Raw genomic sequence first — 18586 nt, forward strand, 5'->3', positions numbered from 1 at the left:
ATGCCTGCCACTGGAACGCTGTGGCGTGGCTCTACATCAACCGCTTACGTTCGCTCGAAGGCGCGATCCCGAGGGATTCGCGGTACTTGGCGACGGTGCGGCGAGCCACCTGAATGCCTTGTGCCTCCAGTAAACCAGCGATCTTGCTGTCACTCAACGGCTTTTTCTGATTTTCCGCGGCAACCAGTTTTTTGATGATCGCGCGGATCGCCGTCGACGAGCATTCACCGCCCTCGGAGGTGCTGACGTGGCTGGAGAAAAAGTATTTCAGTTCATATATGCCCCGAGGGGTATGCATGAATTTCTGCGTGGTCACCCGTGAAATCGTCGACTCGTGCATGCCCACCGCTTCGGCGATGTCATGCAGGACCAGCGGTTTCATGGCTTCGTCGCCGTATTCAAGAAAACCGCGCTGATGCTCGACGATCTGAGTGGCTACTTTCATCAGGGTTTCGTTGCGGCTTTGCAGGCTCTTGATGAACCAGCGGGCCTCTTGCAACTGATTGCGCATGAAGGTGTTGTCGGCGCTGGTGTCGGCGCGGCGCACGAAACCGGCGTATTGAGCGTTGACCCGCAGTCGTGGCACGGATTCCTGGTTCAGCTCGACCAGCCAGCGCTCGTTGTCCTTGCGTACGATCACGTCGGGAACGACGTATTCGGCTTCGCTGGACTCGATCTGCGAGCCTGGGCGCGGGTTGAGGCTCTGCACCAGTTCAATCACTTGGCGCAGTTCGTCTTCCTTGAGCTTCATGCGACGCATCAGCTGGCTGTAATCGCGGCTGCCGAGCAGGTCGATGTAATCGCTGACCAGGCGTTTGGCCTCGACCAGCCAAGGCGTCTTGGCGGGCAACTGACGCAATTGCAGCAGCAGGCATTCGCCCAGGTTGCGGGCACCGATGCCAGCGGGTTCGAATTGCTGGATGCGGTGCAGGACGGCTTCGATTTCGTCCAGTTCGATGTCCAGTTCCGGGTCGAAGGCTTCGAGAATCTCCTCGAGGGTTTCGTCCAGGTAGCCCTGATTGTTGATGCAGTCGATCAGGGTCACGGCGATCAGGCGATCAGTGTCGGACATCGGTGCCAGATTCAGTTGCCACAGCAGGTGGCTTTGCAGGCTTTCGCCGGCCGATGTACGGGTGGTGAAGTCCCACTCGTCATCATCGTTGCTGGGCAGGCTGCTGGCGCTGGTCTGGTAGACGTCTTCCCACGCAGTATCGACGGGCAGTTCGTTGGGGATGCGTTCGTTCCAGTCGCCTTCCTCGAGGTTATCAACCGTCGGGGCGGTTTCCTGGTAGGAGGGTTCCTGAATGTCGACGTTGGGTTGCTGTTCGGCTTTGTCGGCCAAGGGGTCGGCGTTATCGAAGTCGTCGCCTTCTTCCTGGCGTTCGAGCATCGGATTGGACTCCAGGGCCTCCTGGATTTCCTGTTGCAGGTCCAGGGTCGACAATTGGAGCAGGCGGATGGCCTGTTGCAGCTGCGGTGTCATCGTCAGCTGCTGGCCCATTCTCAAGACTAGCGATGGTTTCATGGCAGGGGCTTAACACCTTATTCGCCGGCGCACATGCGCCATCCACTACAGGGCGCCGGAGCGCCAAACATAAGCAAATTATATGCCCGAAACTGCAGCGTTTGCCTAGAGCGCTGTAACAATAAAAAAATGTTGATTTTTTATCGAGACAAGCGCCCGGGCAACCAGCCAGACACCTCAGTGCTTACAGGCGGAACTCATGGCCCAGATACACTTCCTTGACCAGGTCGTTGGCCAGGATGGTGGCAGAGTCACCTTCGGCGATCAGCTGGCCATCGTTGACGATGTAGGCGGTTTCGCAGATATCCAGGGTTTCACGGACGTTGTGGTCAGTGATCAGCACACCAATGCCCTTGGCCTTGAGGTGATAGATGATCTGTTTGATGTCGCCCACCGAAATCGGGTCCACGCCGGCGAACGGTTCGTCGAGCAGGATGAATTTCGGGTTGGTGGCCAGTGCCCGGGCTATTTCCACACGGCGGCGTTCACCACCGGACAGGCTCATCCCGAGGTTGTCGCGGATATGGCTGATATGGAATTCCTGCAGCAGGCTTTCCAGCTCTTTGCGACGACCGGCCTTGTCGAGTTCCTTGCGGGTCTCGAGGATCGCCATGATGTTGTCGGCTACCGAGAGTTTGCGGAAGATCGATGCTTCTTGCGGAAGATAGCCGATGCCGGCCTTCGCACGACCGTGCATAGGCTGGTGGCTGACATCCATGTCGTCAATCAGTACGCGGCCCTGATCGGCCTGTACCAGACCGACAATCATGTAAAAGCAGGTGGTCTTGCCGGCGCCGTTGGGACCCAGCAGGCCGACGATCTGACCGCTGTCGATCGACAGGCTGACGTCACGCACGACCTGGCGGCTCTTGTAGCTCTTGGCCAGATGCTGAGCTTTCAGAGTTGCCATTACTGGGCCTTTTGCTCGTCGGTTTTCTTCTTCGGCTGGATCACCATGTCGATGCGCGGACGCGACTCGGTGACCTTGTTGCCCGTCGCACGACCGGCGCTCGCAAGCTTTTTGACCGTGTCGTAGACGATTTTCTCGCCTTGGGTGACGTTGTTGTCCTTGTCGATGACTTTCGCCTTGTCGATCAGCACAACGCGGTTTTGCGAGGCGTGGTACTGAATAGTCACTCCCCAGCCCTGAACAGGCTTGGTGTCGCCCTGGGTTTGCAGTTGCTCGAAATAGGCGAGGTTGCCCACCGAAGTCACCACGTCGATGTCGCCGGTCGGGGTGCGGGTGATGGTCACAGTATTGCCTTTAACGATCATCGAGCCCTGAGTGATGATCACGTCACCTTTATAGGTGGCAATGCCATTCTTGTCGTCCAGCTGGGCGTCGTCGGCCTGGATGCGGATAGGCTGCGCTTGATCGGTCGGCAGAGCCCAGGCGCTCACGCTTCCCAGTGCTGCGCTCAGACCGAGCAAAATAGGGAGGGTTTTAACGAGCCTCATACTGTCCTCTTACGTTAGATAGCAGGTGTATCCTGCTTTCTTTCAAATACGCTTTCATTCCCTTGCCAGTCGACACACCACCAGCGCCGTCGATTCTAACGGGTTGCTCGGTTTGCGCATATTGCTGCTGCGGGAACACTGTCATGCGGGTGCTGGTAATCAGGGTCTTGCGGTTTTTCTCGTCGAAGCGCGTGATGCGCACCGAGTCAATCAGTTCGACCTGGGTGCCGTCGGGATTCACTTCGCCGTGCTCGCTCTGGATATGCCACGGAAACTCGGTGCCGCGGAACATGTTCAGGTCGGGATTGGTCAACAGCGTCACTTCGGTGGCTTTCAGGTGTTCAACCTTGTCGGACGTCATTTCGTATTGCAGTTTGCCGTCCGGCAGGTATTGCACGCTGTGGGCGTTGATCGCGTAATAGTCGATCGCGGTTTCATCGATCTTTGCCACCGGCTGGTCGAGGAAGCGTTCCGGGCTGATGTTCCAGTAGCCGACCGCCGCGAATATCGCTGCGATGCAACCGAACACCAGGAATTTGCGAATCTTTTTGCTCAGCATAGTTGGCTCACAGGTACGCGGCGTTTGCCGCATCAAGGCGGCCCTGCGCGCGCAGGATCAATTCGCAGAATTCTCGAGCGGCACCCTCGCCACCGCGGGCCTGGGTGATGCCGTGGGCGTGTTCACGGACGAAACTGGCAGCGTTTGCCACCGCCATGCCCAGGCCGACGCGGCGAATCACCGGCAGGTCCGGCAGGTCGTCGCCGAGATAGGCAACTTGCTCATAGCTTAGGTTGAGTTGGGCAAGAAGTTCGTCGAGCACCACCAGTTTGTCTTCGCGCCCCTGGTACACGTGTGGAATACCGAGGTTCTTCGCTCGTCGCTCGACCACCGGGGTCTTGCGGCCGCTGATGATAGCGGTCTGCACACCGGCTGCCATCAACATCTTGATGCCTTGGCCGTCGAGGGTGTTGAACGTCTTGAATTCGCTGCCGTCTTCGAGGAAGTACAGGCATCCGTCGGTCAGTACGCCATCGACGTCGAAAACCGCCAGTTTGATGTTCTTGCCGCGTTGCAGCAGGTCGGTGCTCATCACATTACTCCTGCGCGCAGCAGATCGGACAGGTTGAAGGCGCCGATCGGACGGTCCTCCTTGTCCACCACTACCAGCGCGTTGATTCGATGGTCTTCCATGATTTTCAGGGCTTCGGCTGCCAGCATATCGGCTCGGGCGGTCTTGCCATGAACAGTCATGACCTCGTCGATGGTCGTATGGTGGATGTCGATGGTCCGGTCAAGGGTGCGGCGCAAGTCTCCGTCGGTGAAGATCCCGGCCAGTTTGCCGTCGGCCTCCACAATCGCGGTCATGCCCAGGCCCTTGCGGGTCATTTCCATCAAGGCGTCCTTGAGTAGCGTGCCACGTTGCACCTGGGGCAGCTCTGCGCCGGCGTGCATGACGGTTTCCACTTTCAGCAGCAGGCGTCGGCCAAGCGCGCCGCCGGGGTGGGAAAAGGCGAAATCTTCAGCGGTAAAACCGCGGGCTTCCAGCAGCGCAACGGCCAGGGCGTCGCCCATGACCAGCGCGGCAGTGGTCGACGAGGTCGGTGCCAGGTTTAGCGGGCAGGCTTCGTGCTCGACGTGCACGTTGAGGTTGACTTCGGCAGCCTTCGCCAGCGGTGAGTCAGGGTTGCCGGTCATGCTGATCAATTGAATACCCAGGCGCTTGATCAGCGGCAGCAGGGTGACGATTTCATTGGTGGAGCCGGAGTTTGACAGTGCCAGGATGATGTCGTCGCGGGTGATCATGCCCATATCGCCGTGGCTGGCTTCGGCCGGGTGCACGAAAAAGGCCGTGGTGCCGGTGCTGGCCAGGGTGGCGGCGATCTTGTTGCCGATGTGCCCGGATTTGCCCATGCCGACCACGACTACGCGGCCTTTGCTGGCCAGAATCATCTCGCAAGCGCGTACGAAATCTGCGTCGATACGGGGCAACAAGCCTTGTACGGCTTCCAGTTCGAGGCGGATGGTGCGTTGTGCTGATTGAATCAGGTCGCTGGATTGGCTCATGTCAGAAATCGTATAGCCTGATGAAAAGGCGGCGATTATAGCGGTAATGATCAAAACCCTCACGCAAGTTCGTCGCGCTTTGTCATTGCCGGTTACCGAATACCCTTAAATATAAGCTTTTACCCCGTCATGTTGCTGAACATGGCCTGGCTTGGGCCTTGGGCGCTTGGCCATTGCGGTGATATAGTTCGCCGCCAGTTCGGCCTGCCCGGGAGGTATGTGCTTTCGCCAGAAAGTCAGGCGTCCGAGTGAGAGGCTGCATCGCAAGGAGTTTAGATGAGTGCCGATAAAGCCTACGCGGTCGAGCTGAAGGGACTGTCCTTCAAGCGCGGAACGCGCAGCATTTTCAATAACGTCGATATACGCATCCCGCGCGGCAAGGTCACCGGCATCATGGGGCCTTCCGGGTGTGGCAAGACTACGCTGTTGCGGTTGATGGGCGCACAGTTGCGGCCCACCAAAGGCGAAGTCTGGGTCAATGGACAGAACCTGCCGAAACTGTCGCGCAGTGATCTGTTCGATGCGCGAAAGCACATGGGCGTGCTGTTTCAGAGTGGCGCACTGTTCACCGATCTCGATGTGTTCGAGAACGTCGCCTTTCCGCTACGCGTTCATACCGAACTGCCGGAAGAAATGATCCGGGACATTGTCCTGCTCAAATTGCAGGCCGTGGGCTTGCGTGGCGCCATCGACCTGATGCCTGACGAGTTGTCCGGCGGCATGAAACGTCGCGTCGCGCTGGCCCGGGCGATCGCCCTCGATCCGCAGATCCTCATGTATGACGAGCCTTTTGTCGGCCAGGACCCCATCGCCATGGGTGTGCTGGTGCGTCTGATCCGGCTGCTCAACGATGCGCTGGGCATCACCAGTATCGTGGTCTCCCACGACCTGGCCGAGACCGCGAGCATTGCCGATTACATCTATGTCGTCGGCGAAGGCCAGGTGTTGGGGCAGGGCACTCCCGAGGAGCTGATGAACTCGCAGGAGCCACGCATCCGTCAATTCATGACAGGCGAGCCTGACGGTCCGGTCGCCTATCACTTTCCAGCGACGGATTACCGCGCAGATCTTCTGGGGCAGCGTTGATGCGCAAGATTTCACTAATAGAACGGGTTCGCCGGTTCGGCCACTCTGGCATTGACGTGCTGGGGGTGTTCGGCCGTTCGGCGATATTCCTGTTTCATGCCTTGCTTGGCCGTGGCGGCATTGGCGGCGGTTTTGGCTTGCTGATCAAGCAACTGCATTCGGTGGGCGTAATGTCCCTGGTGATCATCGTGGTCTCCGGGGTATTCATCGGCATGGTGCTGGCGCTGCAAGGCTTCAATATTCTATCCAGCTATGGTTCGGAGCAGGCGGTCGGCCAGATGGTTGCGCTGACGCTGTTGCGCGAACTGGGCCCCGTGGTCACGGCATTGTTGTTCGCCGGGCGCGCCGGTTCGGCATTGACTGCCGAAATCGGCAACATGAAGTCCACCGAGCAGTTGTCCAGTCTGGAAATGATTGGCGTCGACCCGCTCAAGTACATCATTGCCCCGCGCCTGTGGGCCGGCTTCATTTCCCTTCCCGTGCTGGCAATGATCTTCAGCGTGGTGGGCATCTGGGGTGGTTCGTGGGTGGCCGTCGACTGGCTGGGTGTCTATGAAGGTTCCTACTGGTCCAACATGCAGAACAGCGTGACCTTTGCAGACGATGTGCTCAACGGCATCATCAAAAGCATCGTTTTCGCCTTTGTCGTGACCTGGATTGCCGTATTCCAAGGCTATGACTGCGAGCCCACTTCCGAGGGGATCAGTCGTGCCACTACCAAGACCGTGGTGTATGCCTCTTTGGCTGTACTCGGCCTGGACTTTATTCTGACCGCCTTGATGTTTGGAGATTTCTGATGCAAAACCGCACCCTGGAAATCGGTGTCGGCCTTTTCTTGCTGGCTGGCATCCTGGCTTTGCTGTTGCTGGCGTTGCGGGTAAGTGGCCTGTCCCCGAGCGCAACCACCGACACTTATAAACTTTATGCGTATTTCGACAATATCGCCGGTTTGACTGTCAGAGCTAAAGTGACCATGGCCGGTGTGACCATCGGCAAGGTTACGGCGATCGATCTGGATCGCGACAGTTTCACCGGTCGAGTAACCATGCAGCTGGAAAAGCGCGTAGATAACCTGCCGACTGACTCCACTGCATCTATCCTGACCGCTGGACTGTTGGGCGAGAAGTACATCGGTCTCAGCGTGGGCGGCGAAGAAGGCTTGCTCAAGGATGGTGGAACCATCCACGACACGCAGTCGTCGCTGGTACTCGAAGACCTGATCGGTAAGTTTCTGCTCAATACCGTTAGTAAAGACGCTAAATGAGGAGCTTTTAAATGATCTCTACCTTGCGACGTGGCCTGTTGGTATTGCTCGCGGCCCTGCCGTTGATGGCTAACGCCGTGGCGGCGCCTTCCGCGCACGAACTGGTACAGGACACCACCAATCGGTTACTTGCCGATCTGGCGACCAATAAAGAGAAGTACAAGCAGGATCCGAAAGACTTTTATACCGCGCTGGACACGATCGTCGGACCTGTTGTGGATGCCGAGGGCATTTCCAAGAGCATCATGACGGTCAAATACTCGCGCAAAGCCACGCCTGCGCAAATGAAGACCTTTGAAGAAAACTTCAAAAAGGGTCTGTTCCAGTTCTATGGCAACGCTTTGCTCGAATACAACAATCAGGGGATCGTCGTCGACCCTGCCAAGGATGAGTCGGGAGATCGTACAAGCGTTGCCATGACGGTCAAAGGCGCCAACGGCGCGATCTATCCTGTGTCTTACACACTCGAAAAGATCAATGGCGAGTGGAAACTGCGCAACGTGATCATCAACGGCATTAACATCGGCAAGCTGTTCCGTGATCAGTTCGCTGATGCGATGCAGCGCAATGGCAACGACCTGGACAAGACCATCAATGGTTGGGCCGGGGAAGTCGCCAAAGCCAAGGAAGCCAGTCAGAAGCAAACAACCGAGACAAAAGCTCAATGAGTGTGTCGGCCATTCGCATGAGCGAATCCGGCGAGCTGACGCTTAGCGGCATGCTGGATTACCGCACTGGCCCCGGTTTGCGTAAGCAGGGGCAGGCGCTGATCAAATCCAGCAAGGCCGCTGCACTGGTGGTCGATTGCTCGGCAGTGTTGAAGTCCAGCAGTGTCGGCTTGTCGCTGCTGCTGTGCTTCATGCGTGATGCAGAGTCGGCCGGCAAGGCGTTGAGCATCCGTGGGATGCCAGAAGACATGCGCGAAATCGCTCAGGTCAGCGAATTGACCGAGCTGTTGGCGCATCCCTAACCGCATCTATTAAGAAGCCCCCCGTCAGAGTCCTGCTTCGCGGGGTTCGCAGGCGCGGGGCTTTTTTGTATGATGTCCGACCCGCGCGCACAGGGCGCCGATTGAGGTTGAGCATGCAGGCCGTAGAAGTGAAGAGCTTCCTTGAAGGAAAGCTGCCAGGAACCCTAGTAGAAGTCGAGGGCGAAGGCTGCAACTTTCAGCTGAACGTGATTAGCGATGAACTGGCGGCGTTGAGCCCGGTGAAGCGTCAGCAGCAGATCTATGCCCATTTGAACCCATGGATCACCGATGGCAGCATCCATGCGGTCACTATGAAATTTTTCAGCAGCGCGGCCTGGGCCGAGCGCACCTGAGCCCAAGGGCGTCGAGATTCTTATGGATAAATTGATAATTACCGGTGGCGTTCGTCTTGATGGCGAAATCCGCATCTCCGGGGCAAAGAACTCTGCCCTGCCGATCCTGGCTGCAACCTTGCTGTGCGATGGCCCGGTGACCGTGGCCAACCTGCCGCACCTGCACGACATCACCACCATGATCGAGCTGTTCGGTCGTATGGGCATCGAGCCGGTGATCGACGAGAAACTCAGCGTCGAAATCGACCCGCGCACCATCAAGACCCTGATCGCTCCGTACGAACTGGTTAAAACCATGCGTGCGTCGATCCTGGTGCTGGGCCCGATGGTTGCCCGTTTCGGTGAAGCCGAAGTCGCACTGCCTGGCGGTTGCGCCATCGGTTCGCGTCCGGTTGACCTGCACATCCGTGGTCTCGAAGCCATGGGCGCGGTCATCGACGTCGAAGGCGGCTACATCAAGGCCAAGGCGCCTGAAGGTGGCCTGCGCGGCGCGCACTTCTTCTTCGACACCGTCAGTGTGACCGGTACCGAAAACATCATGATGGCGGCCGCTCTGGCCAAGGGTCGCAGCGTTCTGGCAAACGCCGCTCGCGAACCTGAAGTCATCGACCTGGCGAACTTCCTGATCGCCATGGGCGCCAAGATCACCGGCGCCGGCACTGACACCATCACCATCGATGGCGTCGAGCGTCTGCACCCGACCACTTACAAAGTGATGCCTGACCGTATCGAGACCGGCACCTACCTGGTCGCAGCGGCTGTGACCGGCGGTCGTGTGAAGGTCAAGGACACCGATCCGACCATCCTCGAAGCCGTTCTTGAGAAACTCAAGGAATCGGGTGCCGAAATCACCTGCGGTGAAGACTGGATCGAGCTGAACATGCACGGCAAGCGGCCAAAAGCCGTCAACGTGCGCACCGCTCCGTACCCGGCGTTCCCGACCGACATGCAAGCGCAGTTCATCTCGCTCAACGCCATTGCCGAAGGCACCGGTGCCGTGATCGAGACGATCTTCGAAAACCGCTTCATGCACGTTTACGAACTGCACCGCATGGGCGCCAAGATCCAGGTCGAAGGCAACACTGCCATCGTCACCGGTACCGAAAAGCTCAAGGGCGCGCCAGTCATGGCCACCGACCTGCGTGCTTCGGCCAGCCTGGTGATCTCGGCGCTGATCGCTGAAGGTGACACCCTGATCGACCGCATCTACCACATCGACCGTGGTTACGAGTGCATCGAAGAGAAACTGCAGATGCTCGGCGCCAAGATCCGCCGCGTACCGGGCTAGTTTCTGCTGCATGGGCGCAGGGACGCGCCCGTTGATTTGTTGAAGTCGAGCCGGTTTCCGGCTCGATGTGTGTCCGGCGCCATTTGCGACCGGGCATGAGTACCTTGATAAGGACTGACGTTTCCCATGTTGACCATCGCACTGTCCAAGGGCCGCATCCTTGACGACACCTTGCCGCTTCTGGCTGAAGCGGGCATCGTGCCGACCGAGAATCCGGACAAGAGCCGCAAGCTGATCATCCCCACGACTCAGGCCGATGTGCGCCTGCTGATCGTGCGTGCCACCGATGTGCCGACTTACGTCGAACATGGTGCCGCTGACCTGGGCGTCGCCGGTAAAGATGTGCTGATGGAATACGGCGGCCAGGGCTTGTACGAGCCATTGGACCTGCGAATTGCCCTCTGCAAGCTGATGACCGCCGGCCGTGTCGGCGATGTCGAGCCCAAGGGCCGCCTGCGTGTGGCGACCAAGTTCGTCAACGTTGCCAAGCGCTACTACGCCGAACAGGGCCGTCAGGTCGACATCATCAAGCTCTATGGCTCGATGGAACTGGCGCCGCTGATCGGTCTGGCAGACAAGATCATCGACGTGGTCGACACCGGCAACACCCTGCGTGCCAATGGCCTGGAACCCCAGGATTTCATTGCCGACATCAGCTCCCGGCTGATCGTGAACAAAGCTTCAATGAAAATGCAGCACGCCCGTATCCAGGCGTTGATCGACACCCTGCGCAAGGCAGTGGAGTCTCGACACCGCGGCTGATTCACCTGCGCGACGTTAAGTCGCGCCCGTCTATCCGCCTCATAGCCAGAATTCTCAGGTGCCCAAGCGGATCGATGGTAGCTTCGGGTACCTGAGTTTTCGCCATTCCTATGAGGCTCTCGCTATGACCGCACCGACTGCAATTCGCCGACTCAACGCTGCTGACCCGGATTTCGCACATCATCTGGATCATCTGCTGAGCTGGGAAAGTGTGTCTGACGACTCGGTCAATCAGCGGGTGCTGGACATCATCAAGGCCGTGCGCGAGCGTGGCGATGCGGCGCTGGTGGAATTCACTCAGAAGTTCGACGGCCTGCAGGTCGCGTCCATGGCGGACCTGATCCTGCCTCGTGAACGCCTGGAACTGGCCCTGACCCGAATCACCGTGCCTCAGCGTGAAGCGCTGGAAAAAGCCGCGTCCCGAGTACGCAGCTACCACGAGAAACAGAAGCAGGATTCCTGGAGCTACACCGAAGCCGACGGCACCGTGCTGGGCCAGAAGGTCACGCCGCTGGATCGCGCCGGTCTGTACGTACCGGGCGGCAAGGCGTCGTACCCGTCTTCGGTGCTGATGAACGCGATTCCGGCCAAGGTGGCCGGTGTGACCGAAGTGGTCATGGTGGTGCCGACACCTCGTGGCGAAATCAACGAGCTGGTGCTGGCCGCAGCGTGCATCGCCGGCGTCGACCGCGTGTTCACCATCGGCGGCGCTCAAGCGGTCGCCGCGCTGGCTTACGGCACCGAAAGCGTACCGAAGGTCGACAAGGTGGTCGGTCCGGGCAACATCTACGTCGCCACCGCCAAGCGCCACGTGTTCGGCCAGGTCGGCATCGACATGATCGCCGGCCCATCCGAAATCCTCGTGGTCTGCGACGGCCAGACTGATCCGGACTGGATCGCCATGGACCTGTTCTCCCAAGCCGAGCACGACGAAGACGCCCAGGCGATTCTGGTCAGCCCGGACGCCGAGTTCCTCGACAAGGTCGCCGCCAGCATCGCCAAACTGCTGCCGACCATGGAACGCGCCGAGATCATCGAAACGTCGATCAATGGCCGTGGCGCGCTGATCAAGGTCCGCGACATGGACCAAGCCATCGAAGTGGCCAACCGCATCGCGCCGGAACACCTTGAGTTGTCCGTTGCTGATCCGCAGGCCTGGCTGCCGAAGATTCGCCATGCTGGCGCGATCTTCATGGGCCGTCACACGTCCGAAGCCCTAGGCGACTATTGCGCTGGTCCAAACCACGTGTTGCCGACGTCCGGCACCGCGCGCTTCTCTTCGCCATTGGGTGTTTACGACTTCCAGAAACGTTCGTCGATCATCTTCTGCTCCGAGCAGGGTGCTTCCGAACTGGGCAAAACCGCTTCCGTGCTGGCCCGTGGGGAGTCGCTGACCGCTCACGCCCGTAGCGCCGAATACCGCATCGTTGACGACAAGAAGGGCAACTGAACATGAGTAAATTCTGGAGTCCCTTCGTCAAGAGCCTGGTGCCTTACGTGCCGGGCGAGCAGCCGAAACTGGCGAAACTGGTGAAGCTCAACACCAACGAAAACCCGTACGGTCCCTCGCCAAAAGCTTTGGCGGCGATGCAGACCGAACTGAACGACAATTTGCGTCTGTACCCGGATCCGAACAGTGATGTGCTCAAGCAAGCAGTCGCCAAGTACTACGGCGTGCAGAGCAATCAGGTGTTTCTCGGCAACGGTTCCGATGAAGTCCTGGCGCACATCTTTCACGGTTTGCTGCAACATGATAATCCGGTCCTGTTCCCGGACATCAGCTACAGCTTCTATCCGGTTTACTGCGGCTTGTACGGCATCACCTTCGACGCGGTGCCGCTGGACGAGCAGTTCCAGATCAACCCGGCGGACTACGCCAAGCCGAACGGCGGGATCATCTTCCCTAACCCGAACGCACCGACGGGCTGCCTGTTGGCGCTGGATGCGGTTGAGCAAATCCTCAAGGCCAGCCCGGATTCGGTGGTCGTGGTGGATGAGGCTTACATCGATTTTGGCGGTGAGACGGCGATCAGCCTGGTGGACCGTTATCCGAACCTGCTGGTGACCCAGACCCTGTCCAAGTCCCGTTCGCTGGCCGGCCTGCGGGTTGGTTTGGCGGTGGGGCATCCGGATTTGATCGAGGCGCTGGAGCGGATCAAGAACAGCTTCAACTCCTATCCGCTGGATCGTCTGGCGAATGTCGGTGCAGCCGCAGCGTTCGAAGATCGTGAGTACTTCGACAAGACCTGCCGGTTGGTCATCGAGAATCGTGAATGGGTCGTAACGCAATTGGAAGCGAAGGGCTTTGAAGTGTTGCCGTCGGCGGCGAACTTCATTTTCGCCCGTCATCCGAAACACGATGCGGCGGGGCTGGCGGCGAAGTTGCGCGAGCAAGGCGTGATCGTTCGGCATTTCAAACAGGAGCGGATCGCCCAGTTCCTGCGGATCTCGATTGGCACGCCGGAGCAGAATCAGGCGTTGATCGACGGCTTGGGCACTCTCTAAAGCATCCCCCGATCCTGTGGGAGCGAGCCTGCTCGCGATGAGGCCATAACATTCAACATCATCGTTGACTGTTAAACCGCTATCGCGAGCAGGCTCGCTCCCACATTGGTTTGTGTTGGCTGCTTACTCTTCTTCTTTCTCTTTAACCGGCGCAGGCGGCGGACGCAAACCGATCTCGGCGGTGAGCTTGAGCTCTTTGCCGTTGCGCATCACCTGGATCGTGACGTGGTCGGTGGGCTTGATCCGCGCGACCTGGTTCATCGAACGACGACCATCGCCGGCCGGCTCGCCGTCGATGCTGAGAATCACGTCACCCAGTTGCAGGCCGGCCTTCTGCGCCGGACCGTCACGGAAAATCCCCGCGACCACAATGCCGGGGCGCCCCGACAGACCAAACGATTCCGCCAGTTCCTGGCTCAACGGCTGCACTTCAATGCCGAGCCAGCCGCGAATCACCTGGCCGTGTTCGATAATCGACTTCATCACTTCCATGGCCAGTTTCACAGGGATTGCGAAACCGATGCCCTGCGAACCGCCGGACTTGGAGAAAATCGCCGTGTTGATGCCGGTCAGGTTGCCGTTTGCATCCACCAGCGCACCGCCGGAGTTGCCGGGGTTGATCGCCGCGTCGGTCTGAATGAAGTCTTCGTAGTTGTTCAAGCCCAGCTGATTGCGCCCGGTGGCGCTGATGATGCCCATGGTCACGGTCTGGCCGACACCGAACGGGTTGCCGATGGCCAGAGCTACGTCGCCGATGCGGATGTTGTCGGAACGCCCGACAGTGATCGATGGAAGATTCTTCAAGTCGATCTTCAGGACCGCGAGGTCGGTTTCCGGGTCGCTGCCGATCACTCGGGCCAGGGTTTCACGACCGTCCTTGAGCGCCACCACGATCTGGTCGGCGCCGGTGGTCACGTGGTTGTTGGTCAGCAGGTAACCTTCCGGGCTCATGATCACGCCTGAACCGAGGCTCGACTCCATGCGCTTCTGCTTGGGCGAGTTGTCGCCGAAGAAGCGGCGAAACTGCGGATCTTCGAACAGCGGATGGTTCGGTTTGTTGATGACTTTGGTGGTGTACAGGTTGACCACCGACGGCGCAGCCGTGGTCACCGCGTCAGCATAGGACACAGGGCCTTGTTGCATGGTGGTGGTTTGCGGGGCTTGCTGCATGTTGACGTCAAGGCTCGGGAGCCCGACCCACTGCGGGTAACGCTGGATGATTAACAGAGCGATAAGCACGCCGGCCAACAGCGGCCAGCCGGAAAAACGCAGCGCTTTGAGCATTAAGCACGTCCTGGGAGGTTGCAGGCGGTATGAGACCGCCCATAATGTCGCGCATTATACGAGGCGAAGCGTGCCTCTGAACGGGATATTTAGGAGTCTTTTATGGCCGTTGCCTTGAGCACCCTGGTTGAAGAAGCCGACCGTTACCTTAACAGTGCAAAGATTGCCGATTACTGCCCCAACGGGTTGCAGGTCGAAGGCCGGCCGCAGGTCATGCGCATCGTCAGTGGCGTCACCGCCAGCCAGGCGTTGCTCGACGCTGCGGTGGATGCCAGTGCCGACCTGGTGCTGGTGCATCACGGTTATTTCTGGAAAGGCGAGAATCCGTGCATCACCGGCATGAAGCAGCGTCGGTTGAAAACCCTGCTCAAGCACGATATCAGCCTGTTGTCCTACCATCTGCCGCTGGATTTGCACCCGGAAGTCGGCAATAACGTGCAGCTGGCACGTCAGCTCGATATCACCGTGGAAGGCCCATTGGACCCGGACAACCTTAAAGTTGTCGGCCTGGTTGGTTCATTGAACGAGCCGGTGACGGCCCGCGATTTTGCCCGTCGCGTACAAGAAGTCATGGGTCGCGAGCCGTTGCTGATCGAAGGCAGCGAGATGATCCGGCGCGTTGGCTGGTGCACCGGTGGCGGGCAGGGTTACATCGATCAGGCCGTGCTGGCTGGCGTCGACTTGTACCTCAGCGGTGAGGCGTCCGAGCAGACCTTCCACAGCGCCCGGGAAAACGACATCAGCTTCATCGCCGCCGGCCATCACGCCACTGAGCGCTATGGCGTGCAGGCACTCGGGGATTATCTGGCGCGGCGTTTTGCCCTTGAGCACATCTTCATCGATTGCCCGAATCCCATCTGAATCACCCCCTATCCACTGTGGGAGCGAGCCTGCTCGCGATGGCTGCATCACATTCGACATTGATGTGACTGACACACTGCTATCGCGAGCAGGCTCGCTCCCACAGGACCCAGTACACCCGAACAGGCAGGTATATTCATATACCCTTTCGATCTAGCTCACGTCCTGATTAGAAGAGGTCGCTGTGCTAGGATTCCTCGCTCGAACACGGCCCGCTGGCCGTCCATAAGATCGTTTTCGTGAGTAGCCATGGTCGACAAACTGACGCATCTGAAACAGCTGGAGGCCGAAAGCATCCACATCATCCGCGAGGTCGCCGCCGAGTTCGATAACCCGGTGATGCTGTACTCCGTCGGTAAAGACTCCGCCGTGATGCTACACCTTGCGCGCAAGGCATTCTTCCCGGGCAAACTGCCGTTCCCGGTGATGCACGTCGACACCCAGTGGAAGTTCAAGGAAATGTACGCGTTCCGCGACCGCATGGTCGAAGAACTCGGCCTGGACCTGCTGGTGCACGTGAACCCCGAGGGTGTTGCGCAGGGTATCAACCCGCTGACCCACGGCAGCGCCAAACACACCGATATCATGAAAACCGAAGGCCTCAAGCAGGCCCTCGACAAGTACGGTTTCGATGCTGCTTTCGGTGGTGCCCGTCGTGACGAAGAGAAATCCCGTGCCAAAGAGCGCGTGTATTCCTTCCGCGATACCAAGCACCGCTGGGACCCGAAAAACCAGCGTCCCGAGTTGTGGAACGTCTACAACGGCAAGGTCAACAAGGGCGAATCGATCCGTGTTTTCCCATTGTCGAACTGGACCGAACTGGACATCTGGCAGTACATCTACCTCGAAGGCATCCCGATTGTGCCGCTGTATTTCGCCGCCGAGCGCGACGTCATCGAGATGAATGGCACCTGGATCATGATCGACGACGAACGCCTGCTCAATCACCTGAGCGATGAAGACAAGGCGCGCATCGTCAAGAAGAAGGTCCGTTTCCGCACACTGGGTGACTACCCGTTGACCGGTGCGGTCGAGTCCGAGGCCACCAGCCTGACCGACATCATTCAGGAAATGCTCCTGACGCGAACTTCCGAACGCCAGGGCCGGGTCATCGATCACGATGGCGCAGGCTCGATGGAAGAAAAGAAACGTCAGGGTTATTTCTAAGGGGTTGTCATGTCGCACGCATCTGATTTGATCAGCGAGGACATCCTCGCCTATCTGGGCCAGCACGAACGCAAGGAAATGCTGCGCTTTCTTACCTGTGGCAACGTCGACGACGGCAAGAGCACCCTGATCGGGCGCCTGCTGCACGACTCCAAAATGATCTACGAAGATCACCTGGAAGCCATTACCCGCGACTCGAAAAAAGTCGGCACCACCGGCGATGACATCGACCTGGCATTGCTGGTCGACGGCCTGCAGGCCGAGCGTGAGCAGGGCATCACCATCGATGTCGCTTACCGCTACTTCTCTACCGCCAAGCGCAAATTCATCATCGCCGACACACCTGGCCATGAGCAGTACACCCGCAACATGGCCACCGGTGCATCCACCTGTGACCTGGCGATCATCCTGGTCGACGCCCGTTACGGCGTGCAGACGCAGACCCGTCGCCACAGCTTCATTGCCTCGTTGCTGGGCATCAAGCACATCGTTGTCGCCATCAACAAGATGGACCTCAACGGTTTCGACGAAACAGTCTTCGAGTCGATCAAGGCCGATTACCTGAAATTCGCCGAAGGCATCGCGTTCAAGCCGACCACCATGGCCTTCGTACCGATGTCGGCGCTGAAAGGCGACAACGTGGTGAACAAGTCCGAGCGCTCGCCGTGGTACACCGGCCAGTCGCTGATGGAAATTCTTGAAACCGTCGAAATCGCCAACGACCGCAACTACACCGACCTGCGTTTCCCGGTGCAGTACGTCAACCGTCCGAACCTGAACTTCCGTGGTTTCGCCGGTACGCTGGCCAGCGGCGTCGTGCACAAGGGCGACGAAGTCGTTGTGCTGCCGTCAGGCAAGAGCAGCCGCGTGAAATCCATCGTCACCTTCGAAGGTGAGCTGGAGCACGCCGGTCCTGGTCAAGCGGTGACACTGACCATGGAAGACGAGATCGACATCTCCCGCGGCGACTTGCTGGTGCATGCCGACAATCTGCCGCAAGTGACCGACGCGTTCGACGCCATGCTGGTGTGGATGGCCGAAGAACCGATGCTGCCGGGCAAGAAATACGACATCAAGCGCGCCACGACCTACGTGCCGGGTTCGATCACCAGCATCGTCAACCGTGTTGACGTGAACACCCTGGAAGAAGGTCCGGCCAGTTCGTTGCACTTGAACGAAATCGGTCGGGTCAAGATCAGCCTCGACGCGGCCATCGCGCTGGACGGTTACGCGAGCAACCGCACCACCGGTTCGTTCATCGTCATCGATCGCTTGACCAATGGCACCGTTGCGGCCGGCATGATCATCGCTCAGCCGTTGAGCCATGGCACCAGCACGCATCACGGCAAACTGGCTCACGTTGCTACCGAAGAACGCGCTCAGCGCTTCGGCCAGCAACCGGCCACCGTGTTGTTCAGCGGCTTGTCGGGCGCCGGCAAAAGCACCCTGGCTTACGCCGTTGAACGCAAGCTGTTCGACATGGGCCGCGCGGTGTTTGTACTCGATGGCCAGAACCTGCGTCACGACCTGAACAAAGGTCTGCCACAGGATCGCGCCGGGCGTACCGAGAACTGGCGTCGTGCAGCGCACGTTGCGCGTCAGTTCAACGAAGCCGGTTTGCTGACACTGGCCGCGTTTGTTGCGCCGAGTGCCGAAGGTCGTGAGCAGGCCAGGGAACTGATCGGCAAGGAGCGTCTGCTGACGGTCTACGTCCAGGCTTCTCCGACAGTCTGTGCCGAGCGTGACCCACAAGGCTTGTACGCGGCAGCCGGGGATAACATCCCGGGCGATTCCTTCCCGTACGACGTGCCGCTGGACGCCGACCTTGTGGTCGACACCCAGTCGCTGTCGCTGGAAGAAAGCGTCAAGCAAGTGCTGGATCTGCTGCGCAAGCGTGGCGCGATCTAAGCGTTAGCCGTTAATAAAAAACCCGCCGATGAGTGATCATCGGCGGGTTTTTTTGTGTCTTTGGAACCGCCTTCGCGAGCAGGCTCGCTC

Annotated in this window: 20 protein-coding genes; 13 read left to right on the plus strand and 7 right to left on the minus strand. The window is 59.0% G+C overall.

Annotated features, from left to right (window positions below):
• Positions 1–31: 31 nt before the first annotated feature.
• The 6 genes from AC3IUE_RS04395 to AC3IUE_RS04420 all read right to left on the minus strand — a co-directional run bounded on the left by AC3IUE_RS04395 (position 32) and on the right by AC3IUE_RS04420 (position 5048).
• Positions 32–1525 (minus strand): RNA polymerase factor sigma-54, encoded by a 1494-nt coding sequence (locus tag AC3IUE_RS04395; RefSeq protein ID WP_489265775.1) that lies wholly within the window; start codon positions 1523–1525, stop codon positions 32–34.
• 184 nt (positions 1526–1709) lie between these two features.
• Positions 1710–2435, minus strand: coding sequence for an LPS export ABC transporter ATP-binding protein (lptB, locus tag AC3IUE_RS04400; protein ID WP_033057997.1), 726 nt, complete (start codon positions 2433–2435; stop codon positions 1710–1712).
• Entirely contained in the window at positions 2435–2983 is a 549-nt protein-coding gene (gene lptA / locus AC3IUE_RS04405; protein ID WP_056742953.1) for a lipopolysaccharide transport periplasmic protein LptA, read from the minus strand. The genes lptB and lptA overlap by 1 nt, the downstream gene beginning before the upstream one ends.
• The gene (gene lptC / locus AC3IUE_RS04410; protein WP_056742955.1) at positions 2970–3542 is read right to left on the minus strand and encodes an LPS export ABC transporter periplasmic protein LptC; all 573 of its coding nucleotides are present in this window, start codon (positions 3540–3542) and stop codon (positions 2970–2972) included. The genes lptA and lptC overlap by 14 nt, the downstream gene beginning before the upstream one ends.
• A 7-nt stretch (positions 3543–3549) precedes the next feature.
• Entirely contained in the window at positions 3550–4074 is a 525-nt protein-coding gene (locus AC3IUE_RS04415; protein WP_489265778.1) for a KdsC family phosphatase, read from the minus strand.
• Positions 4074–5048 (minus strand): KpsF/GutQ family sugar-phosphate isomerase, encoded by a 975-nt coding sequence (locus tag AC3IUE_RS04420; RefSeq protein WP_008150750.1) that lies wholly within the window; start codon positions 5046–5048, stop codon positions 4074–4076. The genes AC3IUE_RS04415 and AC3IUE_RS04420 overlap by 1 nt, the downstream gene beginning before the upstream one ends.
• Positions 5049–5324: 276 nt before the next feature.
• Between AC3IUE_RS04420 and AC3IUE_RS04425 the strand changes: the two genes are divergently transcribed.
• The 10 genes from AC3IUE_RS04425 to hisC all read left to right on the plus strand — a co-directional run bounded on the left by AC3IUE_RS04425 (position 5325) and on the right by hisC (position 13276).
• Entirely contained in the window at positions 5325–6134 is an 810-nt protein-coding gene (locus tag AC3IUE_RS04425) for an ATP-binding cassette domain-containing protein (protein WP_056742959.1), read from the plus strand.
• Entirely contained in the window at positions 6134–6931 is a 798-nt protein-coding gene (gene mlaE, locus AC3IUE_RS04430; RefSeq protein ID WP_008150745.1) for a lipid asymmetry maintenance ABC transporter permease subunit MlaE, read from the plus strand. The genes AC3IUE_RS04425 and mlaE overlap by 1 nt, the downstream gene beginning before the upstream one ends.
• Entirely contained in the window at positions 6931–7398 is a 468-nt protein-coding gene (mlaD, locus tag AC3IUE_RS04435) for an outer membrane lipid asymmetry maintenance protein MlaD (RefSeq protein WP_046045861.1), read from the plus strand. The genes mlaE and mlaD overlap by 1 nt, the downstream gene beginning before the upstream one ends.
• A gap of 11 nt (positions 7399–7409) precedes the next feature.
• A complete protein-coding gene (locus tag AC3IUE_RS04440) occupies positions 7410–8066 on the plus strand; it encodes an MlaC/ttg2D family ABC transporter substrate-binding protein (RefSeq protein ID WP_489265781.1) in 657 nt (218 codons plus the stop codon).
• On the plus strand, positions 8063–8368 hold the full coding sequence (locus tag AC3IUE_RS04445; protein WP_056742963.1) for an STAS domain-containing protein: 306 nt from the start codon (positions 8063–8065) through the stop codon (positions 8366–8368). The genes AC3IUE_RS04440 and AC3IUE_RS04445 overlap by 4 nt, the downstream gene beginning before the upstream one ends.
• Positions 8369–8481: 113 nt before the next feature.
• Complete coding sequence (locus tag AC3IUE_RS04450; RefSeq protein WP_007912386.1) at positions 8482–8721, plus strand: BolA family protein; 240 nt, start codon at positions 8482–8484, stop codon at positions 8719–8721.
• A gap of 22 nt (positions 8722–8743) precedes the next feature.
• Entirely contained in the window at positions 8744–10009 is a 1266-nt protein-coding gene (murA, locus tag AC3IUE_RS04455; RefSeq protein ID WP_046045865.1) for a UDP-N-acetylglucosamine 1-carboxyvinyltransferase, read from the plus strand.
• Between the two features lie 126 nt (positions 10010–10135).
• A complete protein-coding gene (hisG, locus tag AC3IUE_RS04460) occupies positions 10136–10771 on the plus strand; it encodes an ATP phosphoribosyltransferase (protein ID WP_007901570.1) in 636 nt (211 codons plus the stop codon).
• Between the two features lie 124 nt (positions 10772–10895).
• Complete coding sequence (gene hisD / locus AC3IUE_RS04465; RefSeq protein ID WP_056742965.1) at positions 10896–12221, plus strand: histidinol dehydrogenase; 1326 nt, start codon at positions 10896–10898, stop codon at positions 12219–12221.
• Between the two features lie 2 nt (positions 12222–12223).
• On the plus strand, positions 12224–13276 hold the full coding sequence (gene hisC, locus AC3IUE_RS04470; RefSeq protein WP_489265785.1) for a histidinol-phosphate transaminase: 1053 nt from the start codon (positions 12224–12226) through the stop codon (positions 13274–13276).
• 123 nt (positions 13277–13399) lie between these two features.
• Here hisC and algW read toward each other — a convergent pair whose 3' ends face one another.
• The gene (algW, locus tag AC3IUE_RS04475) at positions 13400–14560 is read right to left on the minus strand and encodes a Do family serine endopeptidase AlgW (protein WP_046045868.1); all 1161 of its coding nucleotides are present in this window, start codon (positions 14558–14560) and stop codon (positions 13400–13402) included.
• Between the two features lie 102 nt (positions 14561–14662).
• Between algW and AC3IUE_RS04480 the strand changes: the two genes are divergently transcribed.
• The 3 genes from AC3IUE_RS04480 to cysN all read left to right on the plus strand — a co-directional run bounded on the left by AC3IUE_RS04480 (position 14663) and on the right by cysN (position 18496).
• Positions 14663–15421 (plus strand): Nif3-like dinuclear metal center hexameric protein, encoded by a 759-nt coding sequence (locus tag AC3IUE_RS04480; RefSeq protein WP_489265788.1) that lies wholly within the window; start codon positions 14663–14665, stop codon positions 15419–15421.
• Positions 15422–15670: 249 nt separating this feature from the next.
• Positions 15671–16588 carry a sulfate adenylyltransferase subunit CysD gene (gene cysD, locus AC3IUE_RS04485; protein WP_008008639.1) on the plus strand — a complete coding sequence of 306 codons (918 nt, stop codon included), beginning with the start codon at positions 15671–15673 and terminating at the stop codon, positions 16586–16588.
• A gap of 9 nt (positions 16589–16597) precedes the next feature.
• Complete coding sequence (gene cysN / locus AC3IUE_RS04490) at positions 16598–18496, plus strand: sulfate adenylyltransferase subunit CysN (RefSeq protein ID WP_489265791.1); 1899 nt, start codon at positions 16598–16600, stop codon at positions 18494–18496.
• Positions 18497–18586: the final 90 nt, after the last annotated feature.

The sequence above is a fragment of the Pseudomonas sp. GL_093 genome, from assembly GCF_057837605.1.